This is a genomic window from Arthrobacter sp. 754, from assembly GCF_040548695.1.
Classification (GTDB): Bacteria; Actinomycetota; Actinomycetes; order Actinomycetales; family Micrococcaceae; genus Arthrobacter.
In genome coordinates this window covers 389771-413374 of sequence record NZ_JBEPSC010000004.1, presented here as the reverse complement: position 1 = coordinate 413374, position 23604 = coordinate 389771, and the positions used below count along the sequence as shown (strand labels likewise).

Annotated in this window: 22 protein-coding genes and 1 tRNA gene; 15 read left to right on the top strand and 8 right to left on the bottom strand. The window is 65.2% G+C overall.

What is annotated here, in order from left to right:
• The first annotated feature begins 109 nt into the window (after positions 1–109).
• Both ABIA70_RS14070 and ABIA70_RS14065 read left to right on the top strand, forming a co-directional pair.
• On the top strand, positions 110–784 hold the full coding sequence (locus ABIA70_RS14070) for a hypothetical protein (RefSeq protein ID WP_354148167.1): 675 nt from the start codon (positions 110–112) through the stop codon (positions 782–784).
• A 59-nt stretch (positions 785–843) separates the two neighbouring features.
• The gene (locus tag ABIA70_RS14065) at positions 844–996 is read left to right on the top strand and encodes a hypothetical protein (protein WP_354148166.1); all 153 of its coding nucleotides are present in this window, start codon (positions 844–846) and stop codon (positions 994–996) included.
• A gap of 15 nt (positions 997–1011) precedes the next feature.
• Here the strand turns inward: ABIA70_RS14065 and ABIA70_RS14060 are convergent, their stop codons facing one another.
• Positions 1012–1680 carry an alpha/beta fold hydrolase gene (locus ABIA70_RS14060; protein WP_354148165.1) on the bottom strand — a complete coding sequence of 223 codons (669 nt, stop codon included), beginning with the start codon at positions 1678–1680 and terminating at the stop codon, positions 1012–1014.
• Positions 1681–1710: 30 nt separating this feature from the next.
• Positions 1711–2787: a DNA integrity scanning diadenylate cyclase DisA gene (disA, locus tag ABIA70_RS14055; protein ID WP_354148164.1), complete on the bottom strand. Its 1077-nt coding sequence runs from the start codon at positions 2785–2787 to the stop codon at positions 1711–1713.
• A gap of 254 nt (positions 2788–3041) precedes the next feature.
• Here disA and ABIA70_RS14050 point away from each other — a divergent pair, with 254 nt between their 5' ends.
• From ABIA70_RS14050 to ABIA70_RS14035, 4 genes are all read left to right on the top strand, one after another.
• Complete coding sequence (locus tag ABIA70_RS14050) at positions 3042–4703, top strand: alpha-amylase family glycosyl hydrolase (RefSeq protein ID WP_354148163.1); 1662 nt, start codon at positions 3042–3044, stop codon at positions 4701–4703.
• A gap of 224 nt (positions 4704–4927) precedes the next feature.
• Positions 4928–6541: a peptide chain release factor 3 gene (locus ABIA70_RS14045; protein WP_354148162.1), complete on the top strand. Its 1614-nt coding sequence runs from the start codon at positions 4928–4930 to the stop codon at positions 6539–6541.
• Between the two features lie 6 nt (positions 6542–6547).
• The gene (locus ABIA70_RS14040; RefSeq protein WP_354148161.1) at positions 6548–7792 is read left to right on the top strand and encodes a beta-ketoacyl-[acyl-carrier-protein] synthase family protein; all 1245 of its coding nucleotides are present in this window, start codon (positions 6548–6550) and stop codon (positions 7790–7792) included.
• 169 nt (positions 7793–7961) lie between these two features.
• Positions 7962–8426, top strand: a complete 465-nt coding sequence (locus tag ABIA70_RS14035; protein ID WP_354148160.1) for a flavin reductase family protein — start codon at positions 7962–7964, stop codon at positions 8424–8426.
• A gap of 18 nt (positions 8427–8444) precedes the next feature.
• Here the strand turns inward: ABIA70_RS14035 and radA are convergent, their stop codons facing one another.
• Both radA and ABIA70_RS14025 read right to left on the bottom strand, forming a co-directional pair.
• Positions 8445–9818 (bottom strand): DNA repair protein RadA, encoded by a 1374-nt coding sequence (gene radA, locus ABIA70_RS14030; RefSeq protein ID WP_354148159.1) that lies wholly within the window; start codon positions 9816–9818, stop codon positions 8445–8447.
• Positions 9819–9885: 67 nt separating this feature from the next.
• Complete coding sequence (locus ABIA70_RS14025) at positions 9886–11013, bottom strand: FUSC family protein (RefSeq protein ID WP_354148158.1); 1128 nt, start codon at positions 11011–11013, stop codon at positions 9886–9888.
• A gap of 268 nt (positions 11014–11281) precedes the next feature.
• On the opposite strand from ABIA70_RS14025, the gene pstS reads away from it, so the two are divergent.
• The 4 genes from pstS to pstB all read left to right on the top strand — a co-directional run bounded on the left by pstS (position 11282) and on the right by pstB (position 15398).
• Complete coding sequence (gene pstS / locus ABIA70_RS14020) at positions 11282–12403, top strand: phosphate ABC transporter substrate-binding protein PstS (RefSeq protein WP_354148157.1); 1122 nt, start codon at positions 11282–11284, stop codon at positions 12401–12403.
• Positions 12404–12509: 106 nt separating this feature from the next.
• Positions 12510–13442: a phosphate ABC transporter permease subunit PstC gene (gene pstC, locus ABIA70_RS14015; protein WP_354148156.1), complete on the top strand. Its 933-nt coding sequence runs from the start codon at positions 12510–12512 to the stop codon at positions 13440–13442.
• Positions 13443–14555: a phosphate ABC transporter permease PstA gene (gene pstA, locus ABIA70_RS14010; RefSeq protein ID WP_354148155.1), complete on the top strand. Its 1113-nt coding sequence runs from the start codon at positions 13443–13445 to the stop codon at positions 14553–14555.
• A gap of 63 nt (positions 14556–14618) precedes the next feature.
• Positions 14619–15398, top strand: coding sequence for a phosphate ABC transporter ATP-binding protein PstB (pstB, locus tag ABIA70_RS14005; protein ID WP_354148154.1), 780 nt, complete (start codon positions 14619–14621; stop codon positions 15396–15398).
• Positions 15399–15427: 29 nt separating this feature from the next.
• Here pstB and ABIA70_RS14000 read toward each other — a convergent pair whose 3' ends face one another.
• From ABIA70_RS14000 to ABIA70_RS13990, 3 genes are all read right to left on the bottom strand, one after another.
• Complete coding sequence (locus tag ABIA70_RS14000; protein ID WP_354148153.1) at positions 15428–16444, bottom strand: inorganic phosphate transporter; 1017 nt, start codon at positions 16442–16444, stop codon at positions 15428–15430.
• 1 nt (position 16445) lies between these two features.
• Positions 16446–17063, bottom strand: a complete 618-nt coding sequence (locus ABIA70_RS13995) for a DUF47 domain-containing protein (RefSeq protein ID WP_354148152.1) — start codon at positions 17061–17063, stop codon at positions 16446–16448.
• 281 nt (positions 17064–17344) lie between these two features.
• Positions 17345–18004 carry a hypothetical protein gene (locus ABIA70_RS13990; RefSeq protein WP_354148151.1) on the bottom strand — a complete coding sequence of 220 codons (660 nt, stop codon included), beginning with the start codon at positions 18002–18004 and terminating at the stop codon, positions 17345–17347.
• Positions 18005–18220: 216 nt separating this feature from the next.
• On the opposite strand from ABIA70_RS13990, the gene ABIA70_RS13985 reads away from it, so the two are divergent.
• Positions 18221–18293, top strand: a tRNA-Lys gene (locus ABIA70_RS13985).
• A 280-nt stretch (positions 18294–18573) separates the two neighbouring features.
• On the opposite strand, the gene ABIA70_RS13980 is transcribed toward ABIA70_RS13985, so the two are convergent.
• Positions 18574–19431: an ANTAR domain-containing protein gene (locus tag ABIA70_RS13980; RefSeq protein ID WP_354148150.1), complete on the bottom strand. Its 858-nt coding sequence runs from the start codon at positions 19429–19431 to the stop codon at positions 18574–18576.
• 481 nt (positions 19432–19912) lie between these two features.
• Between ABIA70_RS13980 and arfA the strand changes: the two genes are divergently transcribed.
• From arfA to ABIA70_RS13960, 4 genes are read left to right on the top strand one after another with little or no spacing between them, the layout of a single operon-like run.
• Positions 19913–21409 carry an arabinosylfuranosidase ArfA gene (gene arfA / locus ABIA70_RS13975; protein ID WP_354148322.1) on the top strand — a complete coding sequence of 499 codons (1497 nt, stop codon included), beginning with the start codon at positions 19913–19915 and terminating at the stop codon, positions 21407–21409.
• A 58-nt stretch (positions 21410–21467) separates the two neighbouring features.
• Positions 21468–22043, top strand: a complete 576-nt coding sequence (locus tag ABIA70_RS13970; RefSeq protein ID WP_354148149.1) for an HhH-GPD-type base excision DNA repair protein — start codon at positions 21468–21470, stop codon at positions 22041–22043.
• A 28-nt stretch (positions 22044–22071) separates the two neighbouring features.
• Positions 22072–23076, top strand: a complete 1005-nt coding sequence (locus ABIA70_RS13965) for a LacI family DNA-binding transcriptional regulator (protein WP_354148148.1) — start codon at positions 22072–22074, stop codon at positions 23074–23076.
• 32 nt (positions 23077–23108) lie between these two features.
• Entirely contained in the window at positions 23109–23546 is a 438-nt protein-coding gene (locus tag ABIA70_RS13960; RefSeq protein ID WP_354148147.1) for an SRPBCC family protein, read from the top strand.
• Positions 23547–23604 lie beyond the last annotated feature (58 nt).

The following is a 23604-nucleotide window of genomic DNA, read 5'->3' as shown; positions in this document are numbered from 1 at the left end:
AGCGTGAACCGACGTGTAGTACAGTCCCGGACAAACTGTGACCTTAGCGTTGGCTGAACGCGCGGCGTGGTGGGACGGCGGAGTCCCGGCTGTTCTCTAGCCTAGAAGGATGGGCAGGCAAGGCAATTCATCACCACGCAAGACGGCATCCGGTTCCCGGGGCGGTTCCGGCGCCAGCGGCAAGACGAGCGCCGCCGTCTACCGCCGCCGTCGGCTGTTTGTCGGCGTAGCACTCCTGGTGGCAGTAGCCCTTGGGCTTGGCGGCTTTGCGGTCGCCGGCGCGTTCAACGGCAAGCAGGCGTCCTCGACTGACGGCGCCACCGAGCCGGCCTCCGCGCCCAATGCGGCGCCGTCGGAGAACCAGGCCGGCACCCCGACGCCGGCCCCCACGCCCTCCTGCAACCAGAACCTCGTGACGGTATCTGCGTCCACGGACAAGGCCGCCTACGGACCCGACGAGAACCCGCTCCTCAGCCTCAAGGTCACCAACGGCGGCCCCATGCCGTGCGAAGTGAACATCGGCACGTCGCAGATGGAGTACCTCATCACCAGCGGCGCTGACCGGATCTTCTCCTCCCGCGACTGCCAGGCCAAGAGCGAAGACCTTGTGAAAACCATCGCCCCGGGCGCCAGCGAGACGGCAAACATGCCATGGCCGCGCAACCGGACCCTCGAAGGCTGCAGCCTCATCGAGGCCAAGCCCGGAGCCGGCGGTGCGTACTACATTTTCACTGCCAAGCTCGGCTCCAAGGCCAGCCCCAAGGCCGTTTTCCAGCTCAACTGACCGGGCCGCCGGGCCGTGCCCTCCGGGTTTGACGGATTCGACGGGCGTAGGATTCCGGTATGGGACTAATAATTGCGCTTCTGGTCATCTGGCTTGTTCTGTCTATCGTTGGCTTTGCCGTGAAGGGCCTGATTTGGCTGGCAGTCATCGCCCTCGTCCTGTTTGTCGCCACAGGCGTCTGGGGCTGGATGAAACGCAAAACCAGCGCCTGATCTGAGGTCCTGCGTTCAGCGGCGCAGCAGGTAGTCCGCTACACCGGCGGGGTCTGCCAGCGCCAGGAGATGGCCGCCGGCCACAACATCCGGCTCAATGCCGATGCGTTCGCGGGCCACCCGTCGCTGGAAATCCAGCGGGAAGAACCGATCCGCCGCGCCGACGAGCACCCGGATGGGGATCTTGGGCCACTGCGTGAAGTTGCATACCGAGTCGAAGACGGCACTTGCCTCGCTCCGTTGATGACGTTCCCCGTCAGCCGCCACTTCCGGTGGAACGTCGTGCAGGAAATAGGTTTCTGCGTCGAACCCGGGGCTGTAGCCGTGCGCCGTCGCCGCGGCTTTCTGTGCTGCAGCCCAGCCGGTGTTCTCCCACCAGGCCCCGGGGGTCTCGCCTGGCAGGGGGATCATCGCATTTACCAGGACGAGCTCCCGGACCGAAGCCCTTTCGCACACAAGCGGGGCCGTGAACGCGCCCAGCGACTGCGCGACGAGGACGGCGTCCTGGCTGTCACCTATCGCTTCGAGCACCAGGCACGTGTACTCCGGCAGGCCGGCGCTTTCGTCGTCACCGGGCAGATCGACTGCGACGGCGTGGTGGCCCGCGCCTTGCAGCAGAGGCACGACCCGGCTCCAGTACCAGGCTGCGCCACCCGCACCCGGTACAAGAACGAACCTGCTCACCGAAGTGTCTCCCACGTGCAGGCGCCGGGTCTAGAGGAACCGGTCCAACAGGCTTGCCTCGGCCATGCGGCTCAACCCTTCGCGGACAGTCCGGGCGCGTTGGTCGCCGATGCCGTCCACGGTCATCAGGTCATCGATGGTGGCCGCCATCAGGAACTGCAGTCCGCCAAAGTGATCGACCAGGCGGTCAGCTACAGCCTTGGGCACTGCCTTCAGGCCTGAGAGCAGACGGTAGCCGCGGGGCTGCACCACGGCGTCGAGGTTGGCCTCGCCGCCCGCAAAACCCACGATTCCGGAGATTTTTCCGAGGTCGATCAGCTCGGTCGGGCCGAGGCTGACCAGGGCGCTCACGGCTTTTTCGATGTCCTCAGGGGAGGCATCAGGCCGGGCGTAGTCACGGATGATGACATCGCTGCCAGGCCCGCGGCCCACGGTGAGCTCATCCAGCTGGAGGGACAGCAGCCGGCCGTCCTCGCCCAGTTCCAGCACGTATTGCGAAATTTCCTCGGAGATCCGGCGGACCATCTCCTGGCGCTGCAGGGTGACCGCCACGTCCCTTACCGTCACCATGGCCTCGATTTCCAGCGCGGACAGGGAGCTGGTGACCTGGTCCAGCCGGGAGCGGTAACGCTCCAGGGTGGCCAGGGCCTGGTTGGCGCGGGCCAGGACCTTCTCGGAGCCTTCCAGGACGTGCCGGAGCCCGTTCACGTAGAGCGCGATGATCTGCATGGACTGGCTCACGGAGATCACAGGCACACCGGTCTGGATGGCCACACGCTCGGCGGTGCGGTGCCGCGTGCCGGATTCCTGCGTCTCGATGCTTGAGTCCGGCACCAGCTGGACTGCGGCCCGGAGGATGTTCCCGGCGTCCTTGTCGCAGATGATGGCGCCGTCCATCTTTGCCAGTTCGCGCAGCCTTGTGGGGGAGAAGTCGATGCCGATGTCGAACCCGCCCGAACAGATGGATTCGATGGTCCGGTCAATGCCCAGCACGATCAGGGCACCCGTACGCCCGCGGAGGATGCGTTCAAGCCCATCACGCAACGGAGTGCCGGGAGCCACTCTGCCCAGAGTCGCCTTGAGCGATTCTTCGGGGCTCCGAGCCATATTGTTCCCTTCATAGGTGCAGACTGCCGCCCACGCGTGCGCCGGATTTGCCCTCCGCCGGCGGGACCAAAAGTACTGAGTTTCCCGCAAGCTCAATACTAGAGGTAAGAAAGGGCAACAACCGCACGGTCAAGCCCTAAAGTGGCCCATACGGGGTGCCCCTAAAATGCGCATTTCGGCTTCGGTGGCGGGCTGCCGGCCGGGGCATTTTAGATCGGCCGAAACGAAGAATCGGACAGGGAGCGTGGACGCGTATGGTACAGCATGACCCGGGCACGGCAGTGGGAACCGCAGTGGGCAGCGAATCATCCACCGGCCATCCGGCACCCCCAGAATGGTTGGCGAACGCCGTCATCTACGAGATCTATCCCCAGTCGTTCGCGGATTCCAACGGCGACGGCATCGGCGACCTGCCGGGCGTCCGGGAACACCTGGACTACCTGGAGTGGCTCGGCGTGGACGTGATCTGGTTCAATCCTTGCTTCGCGTCGCCCTTCCGGGATGCCGGCTACGACGTTTCGGACTTCCTCACCATCGCTCCCCGCTACGGGACCAACGAGGACATGACCGCCCTGATCCAGGAGGCCGGGCAGCGTGGAATCCGGGTCCTGCTGGACCTCGTCGCAGGCCATACCTCTGTTGACCACCCCTGGTTCCGCGCTTCAATGAACGACGGATCCGACCACCGCTACGTCTGGTCGGACCGTCCCGGTGATGCTTTTGTGCCCTCGCCCGGACGTCGTGCGGGCTGGTACCTCAAGAACTTTTTCCCCGAACAGCCGGCGCTGAATTTCGGATACGCACGGTTGGCTGAGGACGAGCCCTGGCGGCAGCTGACGGACGCCGCCGGACCGCAGGAAAACAGGGCGGCACTCCGGGAAATCATCGGTTACTGGCTTGACCGCGGCGTGGCCGGGTTCCGGGTGGACATGGCGTTCTCACTTGTCAAGGATGACCCGGGCCTGGTCGAAACAACGGCTTTGTGGCGGGAACTGGCGGTGTGGATGAAGGACGAATACCCGGACGCGGTCCTCCTTCCGGAAAGTGACGAGTGGAGAACGGTCGACGCCGGTGCCCGGGGCGGCTTCGACGCAGACTTTTCGCTCGTCATCCATGAGGAGCACAGTGCGCTCTTCAACAACGGAGGCGCGGGCCTGCTGCCGTGGCAGGAAACCACCGAGCCCTGCTATTTCGATCCGGACGCTGACCCAGCCGAGGGCACCCTCGCCTTCGGGAAGTTCATCGGCCTGTGGAACCACCATCACGACACCAACGGGCCGGACCGCCTTGTGGTGCTGCCTTCGGCCGATCACGACTTCTCGCGGCTCGCCTGCGGGAACAGGACAACCGAGCAGCTTCCCGCCGCGTTCACGTTCCTGCTGACCTGGGGCTCCATCCCGTCCATCTACTTCGGCGACGAGATTGGCATGCGCTACCTGGCAGGGGTTCCCGAGAAGGAGGGCAGCATCTGGACGCCCAAGTACAACCGGGCAGGGTGCCGCACCCCTATGCAGTGGGATAACGCCCTTGCCAACGCCGGCTTCTCGACAGCACCGTCCGAGGATTTGTATCTGCCCCAGGACCCCGACCCGGACCGGCCCACGGTGGCGGCGCAAAGGGAGGACCCGGACTCGCTCCTGCACTTCGTTCGAAGGCTGGTGCAGCTGCGCAAATCAACCGCGGCCCTTGGAACCAGAACGCCCACGAGGCTGCTCGCCGTCGGCTATCCGCTTGTGTACGCCAGGAACGGCACGCACCTGGTGGTCATCAACCCGCTTCGGCGCGCCACGCAGGTTGACCTCAAGCTTCCCGGTGGTTCAACGGCCCGGCACCTTATCGGCAAAGGCGTCCGGATCGACGCCGGCACCGTCCACGCCGACGGCTTCGGCTGCGGCGTGTTCGAACTCCCGGGATAGGCCCGGGATAGTCCCGGAATAGCCCCGGCGGCCCCTCATTCACGGCCCCCATTTCACAGGCTTCGTCCAGCTGCCTGACCGGTGTTAAGCGCCCCGATGGGCGCCCCTTCGGTGTGGGGCCGTTGCTGCGATAAACTTGGAACTTGGCTGTCAGAGAGCCACGCTTTTCCCCGTCAAGGCCCGCCGAGCGCCTGGGGTAACCCCATCGCAGCGAAAGTAGCACCGTGTCCCAAGATGTCCTTAGCCCCGCCCGAGTCCACGAGATTCACAAACAGGCGGCCCGGCGTCGGACCTTTGCTGTTATTTCGCACCCTGACGCCGGCAAGTCCACGCTGACCGAGGCGCTGGCCCTGCACGCGAAGGTGATCGGCACGGCCGGCGCCTCCAGTGGCAAGGCCAACCGCAAGGAAACCGTCTCCGACTGGATGCAGATGGAGAAGGACCGCGGCATTTCCATCAGCTCGGCGGCGCTCCAGTTCTCCTACCGGGACACCGTCATCAACCTGCTGGACACCCCCGGCCACGCCGACTTCTCCGAGGACACCTACCGCGTGCTGGCCGCCGTGGACTGTGCAGTGATGCTGGTGGACGCCGCCAAGGGCCTGGAAACCCAGACCATGAAGCTGTTCGAGGTCTGCAAGCAGCGCAACCTGCCCATCATCACCGTGATCAACAAGTGGGACCGCCCCGGCCTGGACGCACTGGCACTGATGGACGAGCTCACCGAACGGACCGGCCTGCAGCCCATGCCGCTGACCTGGGCCGTGGGCATCTCCGGTGATTTCCGCGGCGTCTGGGACCTCCGCAACGACAGGTTCGCCAGTTTCAAGCGCAACAACTCCGGCGCCAACATCGCGCTGACCGAGTACTTCACCCCTGAGGAAGCCGCCGAGAGCCAGGGCAGCAACTGGTCCGACGCCGTTGACGAAGCCGGACTGGTGATCGAATCCAACTCCGAGTTCGACGTGGAGGCGTTCCACGCCGGTACCGCCACCCCCATCCTCTTCAGCTCCGCAGCCCTGAACTTCGGTGTGAAGGAACTGCTGGATGCCCTCGTCGACTTCGCCCCGCAGGCGGCTCCGCGTCCCGACATTGAGGGCAGCCCGCGCCCGGTCGAATCGCCCTTCTCAGGGTTCGTTTTCAAGGTCCAGGCCGGCATGAACAAGGCCCACCGCGACCACGTCGCATTCATCCGCGTCTGTTCCGGCGTCTTCGAACGCGGCATGGTGGTCACCCAGACCCGGACCGGAAAATCGTTCGCCACCAAGTACGCCCAGCAGGTCTTCGGCCGCGAACGCGAGGTCATCGACGAGGCCTACCCCGGGGACGTCGTGGGCCTGGTTAACGCTTCTTCCCTGCGCGTCGGTGACAGCCTCTTCATCGAGGACGCCGTGGAATTCCCGGCCATCCCGCTGTTCGCCCCGGAGCACTTCCAGGTGGCACGCTCCAAGGACCCCAGCCGCTTCAAGCAGTTCCGCCGCGGCATCGAGCAGCTCGAACACGAGGGCGTCATCCAGGTGCTCCGCTCCGACGTCCGCGGTGACCAGGCGCCGGTCCTTGCCGCCGTCGGGCCCATGCAGTTCGAAGTGGTGGAGGACCGCATGGCGCACGATTTCAGCGCTCCCATGCGGCTCGAACGCCTGCCATACTCGATCGCCAGGATTTCGACGGCGGACGCCATGCCTGCGCTGGCCAACGTTCCGGGCGCCGAGGTGCTTTTGCGCTCCGACGGCGAATACCTTGCCCTGTTCAACGACGTCTGGGCCCTGCGCCGGATCGAGAAGAACCACCCCGATCTGACCCTGGTGCCGATCGGCACGCACAACCCCGCGAAGTAGGCCACGATGACTGCAGTCCAACCCGGTCCGGTTCAGCCGCGTGCCCTGATCACCGGCGCCGGAACAGTGAATCCGCTCGGCTCCAACGTCGCGGAAACCTGGTCCAAGCTGGTAGCCGGGGAGTCCGGCATCGCAGCGCTGGCCGAGGAATGGGCGGAAAAGCTGCCTGTGCGCATTGCCGGTCAGGTCACCACTGACCTCTCCGAGCACCTCACCACCCGCGAGCTCAAGCGGATGGACAGGTGCGGGCAGCTGGCTCTGGTGGCCGCCCGCGAAGCCTGGCAGCAGGCCGGTGCACCCGAGGTCGATCCCGAACGGTTCGCCGTGGTGATCGGCTCGGCCTACGGCGGACTGGGCTCCACCCTGGAACAGGACCGGACCCTTGCCGAATCGGGCCCCCGCAAGGTTTCCCCCCATACGCTCACCCGCCTGATGGTCAACGGACCGGCCGCCTGGGTGTCCATCGACCTCGGTGCCCGCGGCGGAGCCCGGACCCCCGTCAGCGCCTGCGCGTCCGGCGCCGAAGCAATTGTGCAGGGTGCCGAGATGATCAGGTCCGGAGCTGCCGACGTCGTCATAGCCGGGGGCGTGGACGCATCGGTCAATGACCTGGTGATCACCGGTTTCTCCCAGATCCGTGCCCTCTCCAGCCGCAACGGGGAACCGCAGCGCGCATCGCGCCCGTTCGACGGCGGCCGCGACGGTTTTGTCCTCGCCGAGGGAGCCGGGATCGTGGTGCTTGAGAGCGAAGCGCATGCCCGCGCCCGCGGCGCGGCCGTGCTCGGGGCCGTCGCCGGCGGCTCGGTGACATCCGACGCCAACGACATCGTGGCAGCCGATCCTGCCATGCAGCGAAGGGTGATGCAAAAGGCCCTGGCCTCGGCCGAAATGGAAGCCTCGGACATCGGTTTCGTCCACGCCCACGCCACGTCCACACCGGTCGGTGACAGGCTCGAGGCGCAGGCCATCAGCGCGATTTTAGGTTCCGACGTGCCCGTGACCTCCACCAAGGGCCACACCGGCCACCTCCTGGGCGGCGCCGGCGCGCTGGCCGCCGTCGTGGTGGTCCAGGCCCTGCAGACCGGGCAGCTCCCCGGAACGCTGAACATTGAATCGCTCGATCCGGAGCTGAACCTGAACGTCGTCACGGAAACGGTTCACACCCTGGCGCCCGGTTCTGCGCCTGCCGGCCTGGTAAACGCCTTCGGCTTCGGCGGCCACAGCGTCGCCCTGGTGATCACCAAGGCGTAGTTGAGCCCGGAGTACGCTGGGACCGGAGTCAACAACAAGGAGGCTGCGGTGACCAACGAAGCACTCGGGGCCCCGTTCGACACCCACGAACTCCGGCAGGCATTCGGCACGTTTGCCACCGGTGTCACCGTGGTGACGTGCCGATGACGGGGTGCCGCACGGCGCCACAGTGAACGCCTTCACCGCGGTATCCCTGGATCCGCCGCTTGCCCAGGTGACCTTGACCCGCACCTCGCGGGCAGCCCGCTATCTGGAGGGTGCGCCGTTTGCCATCAACATCCTGTCCCTTGACCAGTTGGACGTGGCCCTCCACTTCGCCGGCAGGGTCATGGAAGAGGAACCGGAATGGACCCTGGACGGCGACGTGCCCATCCTGACCAGGAATGCGGCCACCCTTGAATGCCGGCCGTGGAACATCTACGACGGCGGCGACCACATCATCGTGGTGGGGGAAGTGATCGCCCTTGAGGTCACCGGGCGCGAACCGCTGCTCTACATTGGTGGCAGGTTCCACGAGATCGGACGGCTCGCGGACGGCACGGCAGGGGACCGGACGGCTGAGGTGTCCGAGGCGCCCGACGACGGCTGGTTTGCCGGCGCCAGGTCCTTCAAGCCGCTGAGCCACGAACCCTAGGCTCACTTGAAACCAGCCTTACCCGATCAGCAGGCTCAAGGCCTCCGTCAGGTGCTCCACTTCCCGCACCGAGAACCCGGCGGGCACGGGGCCCGGTCCGTTGTGGCTGGCGGGAACCACTGCGTGGGTGAAACCCAGCCGGTGCGCTTCCTGGATCCGCTGGTTAATGCCGGGCACCGGGCGCACCTCGCCCGCCAGGCCCACCTCCCCGAAAGCGATCAGCCTGATGGGCAGCGGTTTGCGGGCCTTGGCGGAGGCAACGGCCAGGGCAACTGCGAGGTCCGTGGCGGGTTCGCTGAGCTTCACCCCGCCTACCGTGGCCACGTAGGAGTCGTCCTTGTGCAGCAGGCAGCCGGCCCGCTGCTGCAATACCGCCAGCAGCATCGATACCCGTGAGCTGTCCAGGCCGCTGGTGGCGCGGCGCGGCTGCGAGTTGGCGCTTTCGGCCAGCAGCGACTGAACCTCGGCCAGCAACGGCCGCCGCCCTTCCATGGTCACCGTGATGCAGGTACCGGAAACGGGCTCCTTGGTGCGGCTGACAAAGAGTCCGCTGGGGTCCGTGAGTCCTTCGATGCCGTTCTCGTTCAGGTCGAAACAGCCGACGTCGTCCGTAGGGCCGTAGCGGTTCTTGACCGCCCGCAGCATCCGGAGACGGGAATGGCGTTCGCCCTCGAACTGGCAGACCACATCCACCAGGTGTTCGAGAAGCCGGGGGCCGGCGATGGAACCGTCCTTGGTCACGTGCCCCACCAGCAGCGTGGTCATGTTGCGCCGCTTCGCGGCAGCGATGATGGACGCGGCCACTTCCCGGACCTGGGAAACGCCGCCTGCGCTGCCGTCCACATCCGCGCTGCTCAGGGTCTGGACCGAGTCGACGATCAGCAGGCGCGGTTCGATCTTTTCGACCTGGCCCAGTGCCTGGCCCAGGTCAGTCTCCGCCGACAGGTAGAGGGAATCGGCGACGGCGTCGATCCGTTCAGCACGCAGCTTCACCTGCGCGGCGGACTCCTCACCGGTGACGTAAAGGACGTCCTGGGCAGTGCGTGCGAATTTGGCGGCAACGTCCAGCAGCAGCGTTGACTTGCCCACGCCGGGTTCGCCGGCCAGCAGGATGACGGCACCGGGAACAAGGCCGCCGCCCAGCACGCGGTCCAGCTCGTCGACGCCGGTAGGCAGGAAAGCCGCCGTAGTGGCGTCCACTTCGGCAATCCGGCGGGCCGGCTCAAGAACGGTGGTCGCCGCCGTCGTGCGTGCCACGGCAGCGCCGGTCTCCTCAACGGTGCCCCAGGCCTGGCACTCGCCGCAGCGCCCCACCCACTTCACTGCCGTCCAGCCGCACTCGGCACATTTGTACGCGGGCGCCTTGGACGCGCGGGAGGTCTTGGTTGCCATGGGTTCAACCCTACTGGCGGGCACCGACATCAACCGCCAGCAGCTGTCCCGGCCCGCGAAGGGAAGCCTAGAGCCCGGGCAGCACGTCCCGGGCCTCATCGGCATTCATGCCTGCCGCCTCCAGGAGGTCCACCATGAGCGGCCGGAACAGCATCACCACGGTCTCACCCTCCAGCCGCTCCACCTCCAGCAGTTTGGGGTGCAGCCGTAAGGCGATCTCACTGAAATCCTGCCGGGCGGTGCGCAGATGGGCGCGGCGGACGCCGTCGTGCGATTCAGCAAGGCCCAGCGACAGTTCATCGATGGCGGCGGCGGTCTCCCGGAGCACGTCGGCAATGTTTTCCGTGGCCTCGTCGGAGAGTGCCGCATGGTTGATGGCGCTGGTCAGCCGGCGGGCAAAAACGCGGCTGTTCCGCAGCGCGAGGTCAATAAAGTCAAGGGACTGCTCCAGCCGGCCCAGCTCGTCCCGGTGCCGGCGGTAGGCAGGCGCCAGGGTGGCCACCTCACCGGAGGCCCGCAGGGACTGCCGCATGCGGTCCACTAGAGGCTGGCAGTTCCGGCCCCGGACCAGCGCGTGCCAGGCCTTCGTGGAGTCACTTTCGATCAATGCGGAAGAGCATTCGCGCAGCACTTCCGCCAGCTCGTGGAGCAGTTTCCGGACATCGCTGCGCGGCTCACGGCGCGGATCCTTGGGGATGAGGACTGTCACCAACAGTGCAAAAAGACCGCCGACGATCGCATCGATGCTGCGGGTAAAAGGCCCGCCGGCCGGGGCGGGCAGCAGCACCACCAGCAGCGATTGCAGCCCCAGCTGTGTGGTGAAGATGTTGCCGCTGTCCAGGAAGCGCGCCAGCAGGATGGACACCAGGAGCACGACGGCGGCAACCCAGATATCGTCGCCCAGCCAGTGGAGGAGCAGGTCACCCACCGCGATGCCGATGGTGCAGCCCAAACCCACTTCCATCACCCGGCGCAGCCGCGGTTCGCGCGAGAAACCCAAAGCTATCAGCGAGGAGGTGGCCGCGAAGAGCGGGCCGGAGTGCCCCAACACATACTGGGCGAACGCGTAGGCGCCCACGGCACACCCGGTCATCTGGATGGCGGGGAACAGGGAGTTGCGGCTGCGGATCAGCCCGGTTTTCATCCGTCCGCGCAGGAACCGCCTGCTTGCTGAGAGTCCTGCTGCTGCGGCCATGCCTTCCAGTCTATTTGCAGCCGCCGTTCGAATTTGCGGCCCTTGCCGACACGCCCTGGTCCACTACGTCCGGAAGTGTGACCTGCGCAATGGTGACGGTGCACATGTTGGCCAATGTCCAATCTCCGTTAACCTTCTGTTCACTCTCGGCCGCCAATCCCTTTACCTGCTGCGCCTAAGTTCGATAAAGGTACAAAACGTACGCATCGCGCTGCAGGGCGTCTCCGGCCCTGCCCGCTACTGAATAACCCTGGAAGGGGTACATCTAGTGAAGGCACTCCGCTTCGGCCGCCACGCGGCTATCGCTGTTATCGCAGCCGGCGCACTCGCGCTTACCGCCTGTGGTTCAGATAACGCCACGGGCAACACGCCTGCGGGCAACCAGACTGCTGCAGGGCCCAAGGTCACCGGCACGCTGACCGGCATTGGTGCGTCCTCCACCGGCGCAGCCATGGATGCCTGGAAGGCCGGCTTCGCTGCCGCCAACTCCGGCGCCACCGTGCAGTACTCCCCGGACGGCTCCGGCGCAGGCCGCAAGGCCATCATCGACGGTTCGGCCCAGTTCGCCGGTTCCGACGCGTACCTCAAGGATGAAGAGCTTGCCAGCTCCAAGACCCAGTGCGGCCCCGAAGGTGCCATCAACATCCCGGTCTACATCTCCCCGATCGCCGTTGCCTTCAACCTCCCCGGCATCACCGATCTGAAGCTCGACGCCACCACCGTTGCCAAGATCTTCCGTGGCCAGATCGCCACCTGGAACGACCCGGCAATCGCTGCCCTGAACCCGGGCGTCACCCTCCCGGACACCAAGGTCACCCCGGTGAACCGCTCTGATGATTCCGGCACCACCACCAACTTCACCGAGTACCTGGCCTCTGCCGCTGCAGAGGTCTGGACCGACAAGGCTTCCGGCGTCTGGCCCGCAACCCTGCAGGGCGAGAACGCCAAGGGAACCTCCGGTGTGGTCAAGACCGTCACCGACACCCCGGGCGCCGTGACCTACGCCGATGATTCGGCAGTCGGCGGCAAGCTGGGCACCGCTTCGATCAAGGTTGGCGAGGAGTTCGTCAAGATTTCAGCCGACGCTGCCGCCACGGCTGTTGAAGCCGGCAAGCCCGTCGAAGGCCGCTCCGCCACCGACGTCGCCATCAAGCTGGACCGTAAGACCACCGCAAAGGGTGCATACCCGGTCGTCCTGGTTTCCTACCACATCGTCTGCACCACCTACCCCAAGCAGGAAACGGTGGATCTGGTCAAGGCCTTCGAAAGCTATGTAGTCTCGGATGCAGGCCAGAAGGCAGCTGCTGACGCTGCGAAGTCCGCACCGCTTTCCCCGGCGCTGTCCGAAAAGGCAGTCAAGGCCATCGAATCGATCAAGGTCAAGTCCTAGTACCTGTCCCTGAACCAAGTTCCCCGCCACGCCGCTAAGGTGGGGCGGGGAACTTGGTTTTTTGCAAGCAAGCTTTTTTGGCACCACCACAACCGAAGGGTCTTCAATGACCGCCACCTCCCTGAGTTCTTCCCAGGGCGCAGGCCGCGCCGGGGATAAGATCTTTTCCGGCGCCGCCATGGCCGCCGGATGCCTCATCCTCGCCGTACTGTTCGGCGTGGCATTGTTCCTCGTAGTGCAGGCCATTCCGGCGCTGACAGCTCCGGCCGCTGAGATCCAGGGCGGTAAGGGCTTCTTCGCCTACATCTGGCCGATCGTCATCGGCACGCTCATTGCCGCAGTCATCGCACTGGTGATCGCCACCCCCATCGCCATCGGCGTGGCGCTTTTCATCTCGCACTTCGCCCCGCGCGGACTCGCCTCAGCCCTCGGCTACGTGGTGGACCTCCTGGCCGCCATCCCGTCCGTTATCTACGGCGCCTGGGGTGCTGCGTTTCTCGCCAGGGAAATCTCCCCGGCCTACAACTGGCTCGCCGAGAACATGGGCTGGCTGCCCATCTTCCAGGGCCCGGCTTCCGCCACAGGCAAGACCATCCTCACCGCGGGCATCGTGCTCTCGGTGATGGTGCTGCCCATCATCACATCCCTGAGCCGCGAAATCTTCCTGCAGACCCCCAAGCTCCACGAAGAGGCCGCTTTGGCACTTGGCGCCACGCGCTGGGAAATGATCAAGATGGCCGTTCTTCCGTTCGCCCGCCCGGGCATCATCAGCGCCGTCATGCTTGGACTGGGCCGCGCGCTCGGCGAAACCATGGCTGTGGCGCTGGTGCTCTCCTCGGGAGCCCTGACCGCCAGCCTGATCACCTCCGGCAACCAGACCATCGCCGCAGAGATCGCCCTGAACTTCCCCGAAGCCAGCGGACTCAAGGTCAGCACGCTGATTGCTGCGGGCCTGGTGCTGTTCGTCATCACGTTGGCCGTGAACATGATCGCCCGCTGGATCATCAGCCAGCACAAAGAATTCTCGGGAGCAAACTAAATGTCCTCCACCCTTACTCCCGTGCGCAGCAAGCGCTCAGCCCTGACCAAGGGCCAGCTGCCCGCATTCGCGCCGTACCTCGTTCTGGCTCTGGCGCTTATTGTCGGGGCCGCAATCATGGCGCTGATCGGATTCAACGCATTCGGCTGGGGCATTCTCTCCGCCATTCTGTTCGCCGCCGGCCTCGTGGGCTGGAGCGCCATCGTCGAAGGCTCACGCAAGGCCAAGGATAAGCTGGCTACCTGCCTGGTGGTGGGCTCGTTCCTGATCGCGCTGCTGCCCCTGATCTCCGTAATCTGGACCGTGTTGGTCAACGGCATCCCTGGCCTCATCTCGCCGGGTTTCCTCACCAGCTCCATGAACGGCGTCACCGGCGTCTACGACAACAAGGCGGTTGAAGAGGGCGCCCCGGTGATCGGCGGCATTTACCACGCGCTGATCGGCACGGTCCAGATCACGCTCGTAGCCACTGTGATCTCGGTGCCGGTCGGCCTGCTGACGGCCATTTACCTGGTGGAGTACGGCAACGACGGCCGGCTGGCCCGTGCCATCACGTTCTTCGTTGACGTGATGACCGGCATCCCGTCCATCGTGGCCGGCCTGTTCGCGGCAGCCTTCTTCTTTGCTGTTGTGGGGCCGGGCACCAAAACGGGCGCCGTAGCCGCTGTCGCCCTCGCCGTCCTGATGATCCCGGTGGTGGTCCGCTCCAGCGAGGAAATGCTGAAAATCGTCCCCAACGAGCTGCGCGAGGCCGCCTACGCACTCGGCGTGCGTAAGTGGCGCACCATCCTCAAGGTGGTCATCCCGACGGCGATCTCCGGCATCGCTTCCGGCATCACCCTGGCGATCGCACGCGTGATCGGTGAGACGGCCCCCATCCTGGTCACCGCCGGGTTTGCCACCAGCATCAACAGCAACGTGTTCGGCGGCTGGATGGCTTCGCTGCCAACGTTCATCTACACCCAGATCCTCAACCCCACTTCGCCGGCGAATCCGGACCCGTCCTCGCAGCGGGCGTGGGGCGCAGCCCTGGTGCTGATCATCCTGGTGATGGTCCTGAACCTCGGTGCGCGGCTGATTGCCAAGGCGTTCGCACCCAAGACCGGCCGCTGACACTTCCCTCCGGAAGCCGGCCCTGTCAAGCTAATTCATATCCTAAGTAAGTGAAGGAACACCATGTCTAAGCGCATCGACGTCAAGGACCTGAACGTGTACTACGGCGATTTCCTTGCCGTGGAGGACGTCACCATCAATATCGAGCCCAAATCCGTGACGGCCTTCATCGGCCCCTCCGGCTGCGGAAAGTCCACTTTCCTGCGCACCCTGAACCGCATGCACGAGGTCCTGCCCGGCGCCCGCGTCGAAGGTGAAGTCCTGCTGGACGGCGACAACCTCTACGGCCCCGGCGTTGACCCCGTGACCGTACGCGCACAGATCGGGATGGTGTTCCAGCGGCCCAACCCGTTCCCCACCATGTCCATCCGGGACAACGTGCTGGCCGGCGTGAAGCTGAACAACAAGAAGATCTCCAAGGGCGAGGCTGATGCGCTGGTGGAGAGCTCCCTGCGGGGCGCCAACCTGTGGAACGAGGTCAAGGACCGGCTGGAGAAGCCGGGCTCCGGCCTGTCAGGCGGACAGCAGCAGCGGCTCTGCATTGCCCGGGCAATTGCCGTCGAACCCCAGGTCATCCTGATGGACGAGCCGTGTTCGGCGCTGGACCCGATCTCCACCCTGGCCATCGAGGACCTCATCAATGACCTCAAGGACCAGTACACAGTGGTGATTGTGACCCACAACATGCAGCAGGCCGCCCGCGTTTCGGAAAAGACGGCGTTCTTCAACATCGCCGGCACCGGGAAGCCGGGCCGGCTGATCGAGTACGGCCTCACCCAGAACATCTTCAGCAACCCCACGGTGAAGGCCACGGAGGACTACGTCTCCGGCCGCTTCGGATAGGCCCATCACCGGCTTCCAGCCTTTGTGAGCTAGTTGCGGCCCAGGGGTGACAACGCAAGGGCAAACACAAAGGCACCTGCCGCGCACGCAAACGGAGTGAGGATCCAGAGTCCCAGGATCTGCATGACGAGCTTCCGGTTGGTCACCGCGAAGTGCTGGTTCTCGCCTGCGCCCAGCACGGACGATGTCACGGTGTGGGTGGTGGACAACGGCCAGTGAAGGGCAATTGCGCCGATGAACAGCATGCAGGCGCTGTAGATCTGGGCCACGGAGCCACGCAGCGGGTCGACTCGGGTGATCTTGTAACCAATGGTGTGCGAGATGCGCCAACCGCCAAAGAGCGTTCCTACGGTGATCATCACGGCCGAAAACATTGCCACCCACAGGGGCATGCTGTCGCCGTCGGAATATCCGGCCGCGAACATGGCAAGCAGCAGCACGGCGCCCACCCGCTGGCCGTCCTGGAGTCCGTGGCCGAAGGCCACGGCGCCGGCGGCGATGGCCTGGCTGCGGCGGAACCGCTGATTCACCACGTTCGGTTGCGCGTACCGCGCCGCCCAGGTGGCGGGAAAAACCATGAGATAGGCCCCCACGTAGGCGACAACGGGCGACAACAAAAGCGGCAGTCCTACCTGGAGGAAGAGTGATTGGTCCACGCCGCCCACCCCCGGCCCTCCCACGGTCAGGCTGGCGAGCCCGGCCCCTGCCAGCCCGCCCACCAACGCGTGGGTGGACGACGCCGGGATGCCTCGCCACCACATCAGCAGGCCCCAGGCTGAAGCGCTGGCGAGGCCGGCCACAAGAATACTGAGGCCGCTGTCACCGGCGGGCAGGTGGATCCAGGTGTGGCTGACGGCCACAGCCACAGTGGCGCTGAGGAGGGCGCCGAGGAAGTTGAAGAGCGCTGCCAGCAGCACACCTACGGTGGGGGTCAGCGCCCGCGTACGGACCGCAAGCGCCACCGACGTCGAGACGTCCCGGAAGCCGTTCAGGAAGGCAAACGTAGCGGTCAGCAGGACCACGACGCCGAAAATCACGGCTGTCACGTCATGATTCCTTGACGATGATGCTGCCTACCTGCGTCGCTATGCGCCGCATGCCCTTAGTGACTTCCACCAGCTGGTTGGCGACGTCGCGGTTACGGGAGTACTGCGCCCACTTCATGTCCCGGATCATGTCGGCCACCCAGATCCTGTGCGTGCGCTCCGCCCGTTTGGCCAGTCTGAGAATCTCGATCCAGTAGTCCTCAAGATCGTCAAGGTTGTTCAGCCGGCGCATGGCGTCCACGGTCAGTTCGGCCTGCCTGCTGATGATCTCCAGCTGGTCCGCGGCCCGCCTGGGCAGCCGCTCCAGCTTGTAGAGGAACACGAGCTCGGCAGCAGAGTCGAGGTTTTCCAGGGCCTCATTGAGCAGCCGGGACAGGGTGTACATGTCTTCGCGGGGGAGCGGGTTGACGAAGCTCGTGCGCATGTGGGTCAGGAGGGCGAAGTGCAGTTCGTCTGACTTTGCCTCGTGGTTGTGCATGTCGTCCACGAGTTTGGCGTGCTCGGCCGCGGGAACGCCCAGGATCTCTGCCATGGTGGCGCTGGCAAGTACGATTTGTTGGGCCATGCTTGAGAGCAGTGTCAGCCCGGCGGGCTCTTGGGGGAAAAGTCGCAGCTTCACGTTGGGGTACCGGTCTCCGGGCGATGTACTGTGTCGGGGGCCGCCCACTTGTGACTTTACGCAGGCCAGCAGCTGTTGCTGATTCTACCGGGCCGTTCCGGGGAGTCCGCATCTGAGCCTGCAAACACGCAGAAAAATGGTGCCGAACCGGATACGCCTCTCGGCGGTAGGCCGCTCTAGGCGGCTAATTGTTGAAGCCCGGGGGTTTCGCGGCTCGACACCAGTTTCAGTGTTCTACGTTGGTTGGCTCAAGTCAACATTGACAGATTCGCCGTCGTGGTTCAGTCGAGCTCACCAAGGCGCCATGCATTTGCTGCGTGTTCCAGGTCTTCCGCCGTCTTTACCAGCTGGTGCGAGTTGCGCGTGAGCTTGCTCGCGTGCGCCTCGTTGCCGTGTTCGGCGCCATCAGCAAGGGTCGCCTGGCCGAGGGCCACCACGCGGCAGAAAGCGGCCGAACGCTCCAGCGCGACGTCGAACTCGCCGTCGAACGCTCCTGAAAGGATGGCGTCAGCCATGGCCCGCATTTCCTCGGCACCCGGCGGTTCAGCGGCACCGGCGACGACGTGTGAGACCTGCGCCGTGTCTTTTCCCGCGCGGAAGTAGACGGAAATCCGTTCCGGGTCCTGGACCGTCGCCGCGCGGATGGCGTACAGCCGCCACAGCGCGCCCGGGAGGGACCGGGCGGGGCTCTCGGCCCACATTTCGGCGATGGCTTCAAGCCCCTGCTCGTCTGCCAGCTTGACCAGCCGCTCGGTGATCACGGGGTCGTCGCTGTCGCGGCCGTGACGCACCAGCGCCTGGGCGGCAAGGTGCGCGGCCTCCGAGACGCGGGCCGGGTCTGCTCCGCCGGCGAAGGGTTCAAAGTCGATGGGCGCGAACGGCTTCGGCTTGTGATGCCTGTTGGCTCCGCCGTAATGACTGGGTCCTGCTTGCTCGCTCATGCCCCCACGCTACTCCTGTGCCGTGCGGGAAATCGAGCATCGCCCCCTACGGATGGCGGGAGGAGACCGGCGGCCGGCGCCATAGTGCGCCGTCCGGGGAGCGGTGAACGCACGACGCCGTCCCGGGCCCGGGTGCCAGAGCGGCCGCGCGCGTGCGGTAGAGTATTTAACGTTCAGAAATGGACTGGGCTGATGGGTCGTTTTGACCGTCGGCTGGGGCCTTTAGCTCAGTTGGTAGAGCATCGGACTTTTAATCCGTGGGTCGTGGGTTCGAGCCCCACAGGGCCCACCCGCGGAGAAGACCAGAGGCATGTTGCCTCTGGTCTTCTCTTTTGAGGCCACAGTTCTTTTCAAGTGCAAGTCCGCAATGTCCGGCGGCGATTTGGATTGTAAGCATGCTGTCTATTATCTTGGTTTCAGCAGCTTTTCATGTTCCCAATATGTGGAGCTGAGAAGAAGGACCCCGTGTAACCTGACTCGTGCCGCGGGGTCCTTCGCTGAGAAGACCAGGGGCGGACCGCCTCTGGTCTTCTCTGGCTTAAGGAAGTAGAGCGCCGCAGCCTTGCGGGTCAGTGCTCGAAATGGGTGTTGGGTGCGCCGCCTGGAAGATTCTCCAGGATGCCCTCTGCCACTTTGCGCAGCTTGATGTTCCGGTGGCTGGACGCCTTCGCGATGATGGCGATTGCCTCGTTGTAGGAACACCTGTTCTGCGCCATGATCACACCGCAGGCGATATCAATAGAAGTCCGGCTTTCCAGTGCGGATTTCAGATCCGAAGCCCTGGTCCTGGCGGCGTCCATTTCCAGGACCAGCCTGAGTCCGCGCGATGCGGCGTCAGCGAAGCTGCGGGCCTCCGCGATCACCTGAAGCGGGAACGCCTGGTCCTCTGCCGCAAAGAACACGAGGGCTGCCTCCGCGCCCTCATCAAGGCGAAGCCGCAAAGCCAGGACGCTGTTGAATCCGGCGTCCCGCAGGTACGGGCGGAACCGCGCCCAGCGGAAGTCAGTGGCCGCATGGTTCATGGCAACCGTGCCGCCCCCTGCGAGGGCTTCGCTCAGGGGGCCTTCCCTGACCTCGTGCTCCAGCCGGGCCAGCCTCGCGGCCTGGATGCCAGTGCCGGCGGTTGCAAAGCCCCGCTTGATCCTGTGCAGGACAAGGCCGCAATCAATCCGCTCTCCGGTGGTACGGCACAGGACGCCCGCGGCCATCTGGACCAGGATCTCCAGGGAATCAGCCAAAGTCTCCGCGCCCGTGGCCAGGTCGGGAATGTAACCGTCAGCCCCGACCGTACCGGCGGCCTCTTGGACAGGGGCCGGAGCAGAACGCTGGGCCGGGTATTGGGTGGACCGCTGGGCGGCGTGGGCGGTTCCGGGACGCCTGCCGGCCGACGTATGCGCTGCAGACGACTGGGAAGCGGAGATCTTCATCGCGGGCCCGCTGCAGACCTGCCGGGGTGCCTCGTGGGAAGGTTCGTTGGGGCGATCAGAGGGCCGGCGACGGCTGGGGGAGAGGCCTTGGTCTCGAAGACCTCCTCGTCGCCGGCCCCGCTCACTTCCGGGACCCCAAGGTCCCGGAAAACGCGCTGGCCAGGGAAAGCCCGGCTGATAAGTGCTGCATTCATACTTCTCACAACCCCCTAGTGAGACATCCAACCCCAGTAAGATCTGCGAGTCTTAGCTCTTAATCGAAGGTAGTCCGAGGCGGTGCCCCGTAAACGCGTAATCGGTACTCGTTTATGAGATTAGGTAGTACTTGGTTTTGCGCCAGCTGTGCGGTCGCCGAGATCGGCGATTTCGAGCCAACTCCTTGACTCAGGCATGGGTCCCACTACGATGGATTTCTATAACGTTGTAAATTCGATTGAACGAGGATTTCAGATGACCGCCCAGGACAACGCCACAGCCAAAAATCACCATCGACCCGGCCTTCACAGTCGGCCCGGTCCGGCGCAGGACCTTCGGGGCCTTCGTGGAGCACCTGGGCCGCTGTGTCTATACCGGAATCTTCGAGCCGGAGCACCCCAAAGCTGATGAGGACGGGTTCCGCACGGACGTCCTGGAGCTGACCCGCGAGCTTGGCGTCTCCACGGTCCGGTACCCGGGCGGGAACTTCGTCTCCGGCTACCGCTGGGAAGACGGCGTGGGCCCGGTGGACCAGCGTCCGGCGCGGCTCGACCTGGCCTGGCACTCCACGGATCCCAACCTGGTGGGCGTGGACGAGTTCGCCAGATGGTCCGTAAAGGCCGGCGTGGAAACCATGATGGCCGTCAACCTTGGCACCCGCGGCGTCCAGGAGGCCCTGGACCTGCTGGAGTACTGCAACATCGACGGCGGCACGGCCTTCTCGGACCAGCGCAAGGCCAACGGCGCCGGGAACGGCTACGGCATCAGAATGTGGTGCCTGGGCAACGAGATGGACGGGCCCTGGCAGATCGGCCACAAAAATGCCCTGGAATATGGCCGCATCGCCGCGGACACCGCCCGGGGAATGCGCATGATCGATCCGGACCTCGAGCTCGTGGCCTGCGGCAGCTCCGGGCCCTCCATGGACACCTTCGGCGAATGGGAACGGGTTGTCCTGACCGAAACCTACGACCTCGTGGACCTGATTTCCGCGCACCAGTACTTCGAGGACTTCGGCGACCTGCAGGAACACCTCTCAGCAGGACACCGGATGGAATCCTTCATCCGGGACATCGTGGCCCACATCGACCACGTGAAGTCGGTAAGAAAGTCCACCAGGGAGGTCAACATCTCCTTCGACGAATGGAACGTCTGGCACATGAGCCGCGGCGAGTCCAAGGCACCCACCGGCACGGACTGGCCAGTGGCCCCCGTCCTGCTGGAGGACCGCTACACAGTGGCGGACGCCGTCGTCGTCGGCGATCTGTTGATCACCCTGCTGCGCAACACGGACCGCGTGCACTCCGCGAGCCTGGCGCAGCTGGTCAACGTAATTGCCCCCATCATGACCGAGCCGGGCGGCCGGGCATGGAAGCAGACCACCTTCCACCCGTTCGCACTCACGTCCCGCCACGCCGCGGGCACGGTACTGCACCTCGCCGTCGAATCCCCGGTGCTCAGCGGCGGCAAGACGCCGGACTTCAGCGCGCTGTCCGCCGTCGCAACGCTCGACGCCGAGGCCGGCGAGGCAGTGGTGTTCGCCGTCAACCGCTCAGCAACGGATGCCCTGAAACTCGACGCCTCGATCATGGGACTGGGCAACGTCCGGATCCTCGAAGCGCTCACCTTCTCGAACAAGGACCCGTACTGGCAGGCAACCGCCGATGATTCGACGTCGGTCCTGCCCGCCGCGAACGTCAGTGTGAAGGCCGACGGCGGCCGCCTCACCGGCGAACTCCCGGCGGTGTCATGGTCCATGATCCGGCTGGCTCTGGAGGCTTAGCGGGCACCAGGCGCCACTCCCATGACGCGGGCCGCCGGATGATGGAAAGATAAGGGCCATGGAACTGCATATCACCGGGGACCCGGCTGCCGACACTCTGCTGAGCAATGATGCGTTTGCGCTGCTGACAGGCATGTTGCTGGACCAGCAGGTGACCATGGAATCGGCCTTTGCCGGCCCTGAAAAGATCCGCGCCCGCCTCGGTTCGATCGAGCCGTCCGTTGTTGCCGCCCAGGACCCGCAGGCGTTCGTCGAGGTGTTCAAGGAACGGCCCGCGGTACACCGGTTCCCGGGTTCCATGGCCGGCCGCGTCCAGGCCCTTGCCGAGACTGTCCAGCGGGACTGGGAGGGCGACGCAACCCTCATCTGGACCAAGGGTCAGCCGGACGGCAAAGAGGTGCTGCGCCGCCTCCAGGCCCTGCCCGGGTTCGGCGAACAGAAGGCAAAGATCTTCCTCGCGCTCCTGGGGAAGCAGTGCGGCCTCCAGGCTCCGGGTTGGCGTGAAGCCGCCGGCCACTACGGCGAGGCTGACGCGTACCTGTCCGTGGCAGACATCGTGGACCCGGAGTCACTCGTCAAGGTCCGTGCCAGCAAGCAGGCGGCCAAGGCGGCCGCAAAGGCGGCCAAGGGCTGACGGCGGGGCCCGGAAGGAAGTAGCCGCAATGGCAGTGACCATGAACGACGTCGCGCGGGCAGCGGGCGTTTCGCTGAAGACCGTTTCGAACGTCCTCAACGACTATGAGTTCATCCGCCCTGCCACGAAGCAGAAGGTCCATGACGCCATCGCGGAGCTGGGCTACGAAACGAACCTGACCGCGCGCAGCCTGCGTTCGGGAAAGACGCGGATGCTGGGGCTGGTCCTGTCGGACCTCTCGGCACCCTATTACGCCGAGCTCGCCTCGAGACTGATGAGGGTGGCTTCCGCACGGGGCTACCGCGTCCTCGTGGAGCAGTCGGGGGCCGCTGCCGGCAACGAGCTTGGTGCGCTCCAGGGGCCGCTGCGGCAACTGACCGACGGGCTGCTCTTTACCCCGCTGGCCCTGGACGCCGACGCCGTTGCCTCCCACCGCGGCAGCAAGCCTGTGGTGATGCTCGGCGAGCACATCATGGATTCCAGGTTCGATCTGGTCACCATGAAAAACGAGGAGGCGGCGCAGGCCGTCACAACCCACCTGCTGGCGGGAGGGCGCCGTCGTATTGCCGTGGTCGGGGCGCACGCCGAAGAATCAGCCGGCACCGCGGGCTTGCGGCTCAACGGTTACCGAAAGGCGCTGGACAAGGCCGGGATCCCTTTCGATCCGGCACTGGTGGCGCCGTGTGAATGGCGGCGCGACGGCGGGGCTGCCGCCGTCGCGGGCCTGATTCAGGGCGGCGTCGCGTTTGATGCCGTGTTCGGCCTGAACGACGCCCTGGCCCTCGGCGCCATGCACGAACTGCTCATCCGCGGGGTGGACGTTCCCCGGTCCGTGGCCGTAGCGGGCTTTGACGACATTGACGAGGCGCGGTTCGCTTCGCCGTCGCTCACCACGGTCTCACCCGGTATGGACGAGATCGCGGAGAGGTCGATAGGCCTGCTGCTCGACAGGATCGAGGGGCAGGAGCCGGCCGAAGTGGGAGTCCACATCGAAGCAGGATTTGTACTCCGGATACGCGAATCGGCCCCGTGAAAACCAGCGATTGCAGATGAAAGCAGAAACCCGTGGTTGATGTCCAGGCCGAGACCGTGATCAACCGTCCACGGCTGGAGGTGGCGGGGTACGCCGCTGACCCCGGCAACGCGCCGGATTGGTACGGCAATATCGCATCCGTGCGGTGGGAGACGGAGCCGCCGCAGAGGCTTGGCTCCCGTGTGGCTTTTGTCGCGCACTTCCTTGGCCGGACGCTCGAATACACCTATCAGTTCACGGAATTCGTCCCTGGTACATCCCTGACCATGCAGACCGCCCAGGGGCCTTTTCCTATGCAGACCACTTACACGTGGCAGGACGCCGGGGAGGGCCGGACGCGGATGGTGCTGCGCAATACAGGCAGTCCTGCAGGGTTTTCCCGCGTGGCCGGTTTGGTGATGGCGCCGATGATGCGCCGGGCAATGCGGAAAGATCTCGCCAAGCTGAAACACCTGCTGGAATCCCGCTGAGTCCAGGGATATCCGATCGGAAGGTTGTGAATCATCGATCGGGCTTGCCCGCGGCATG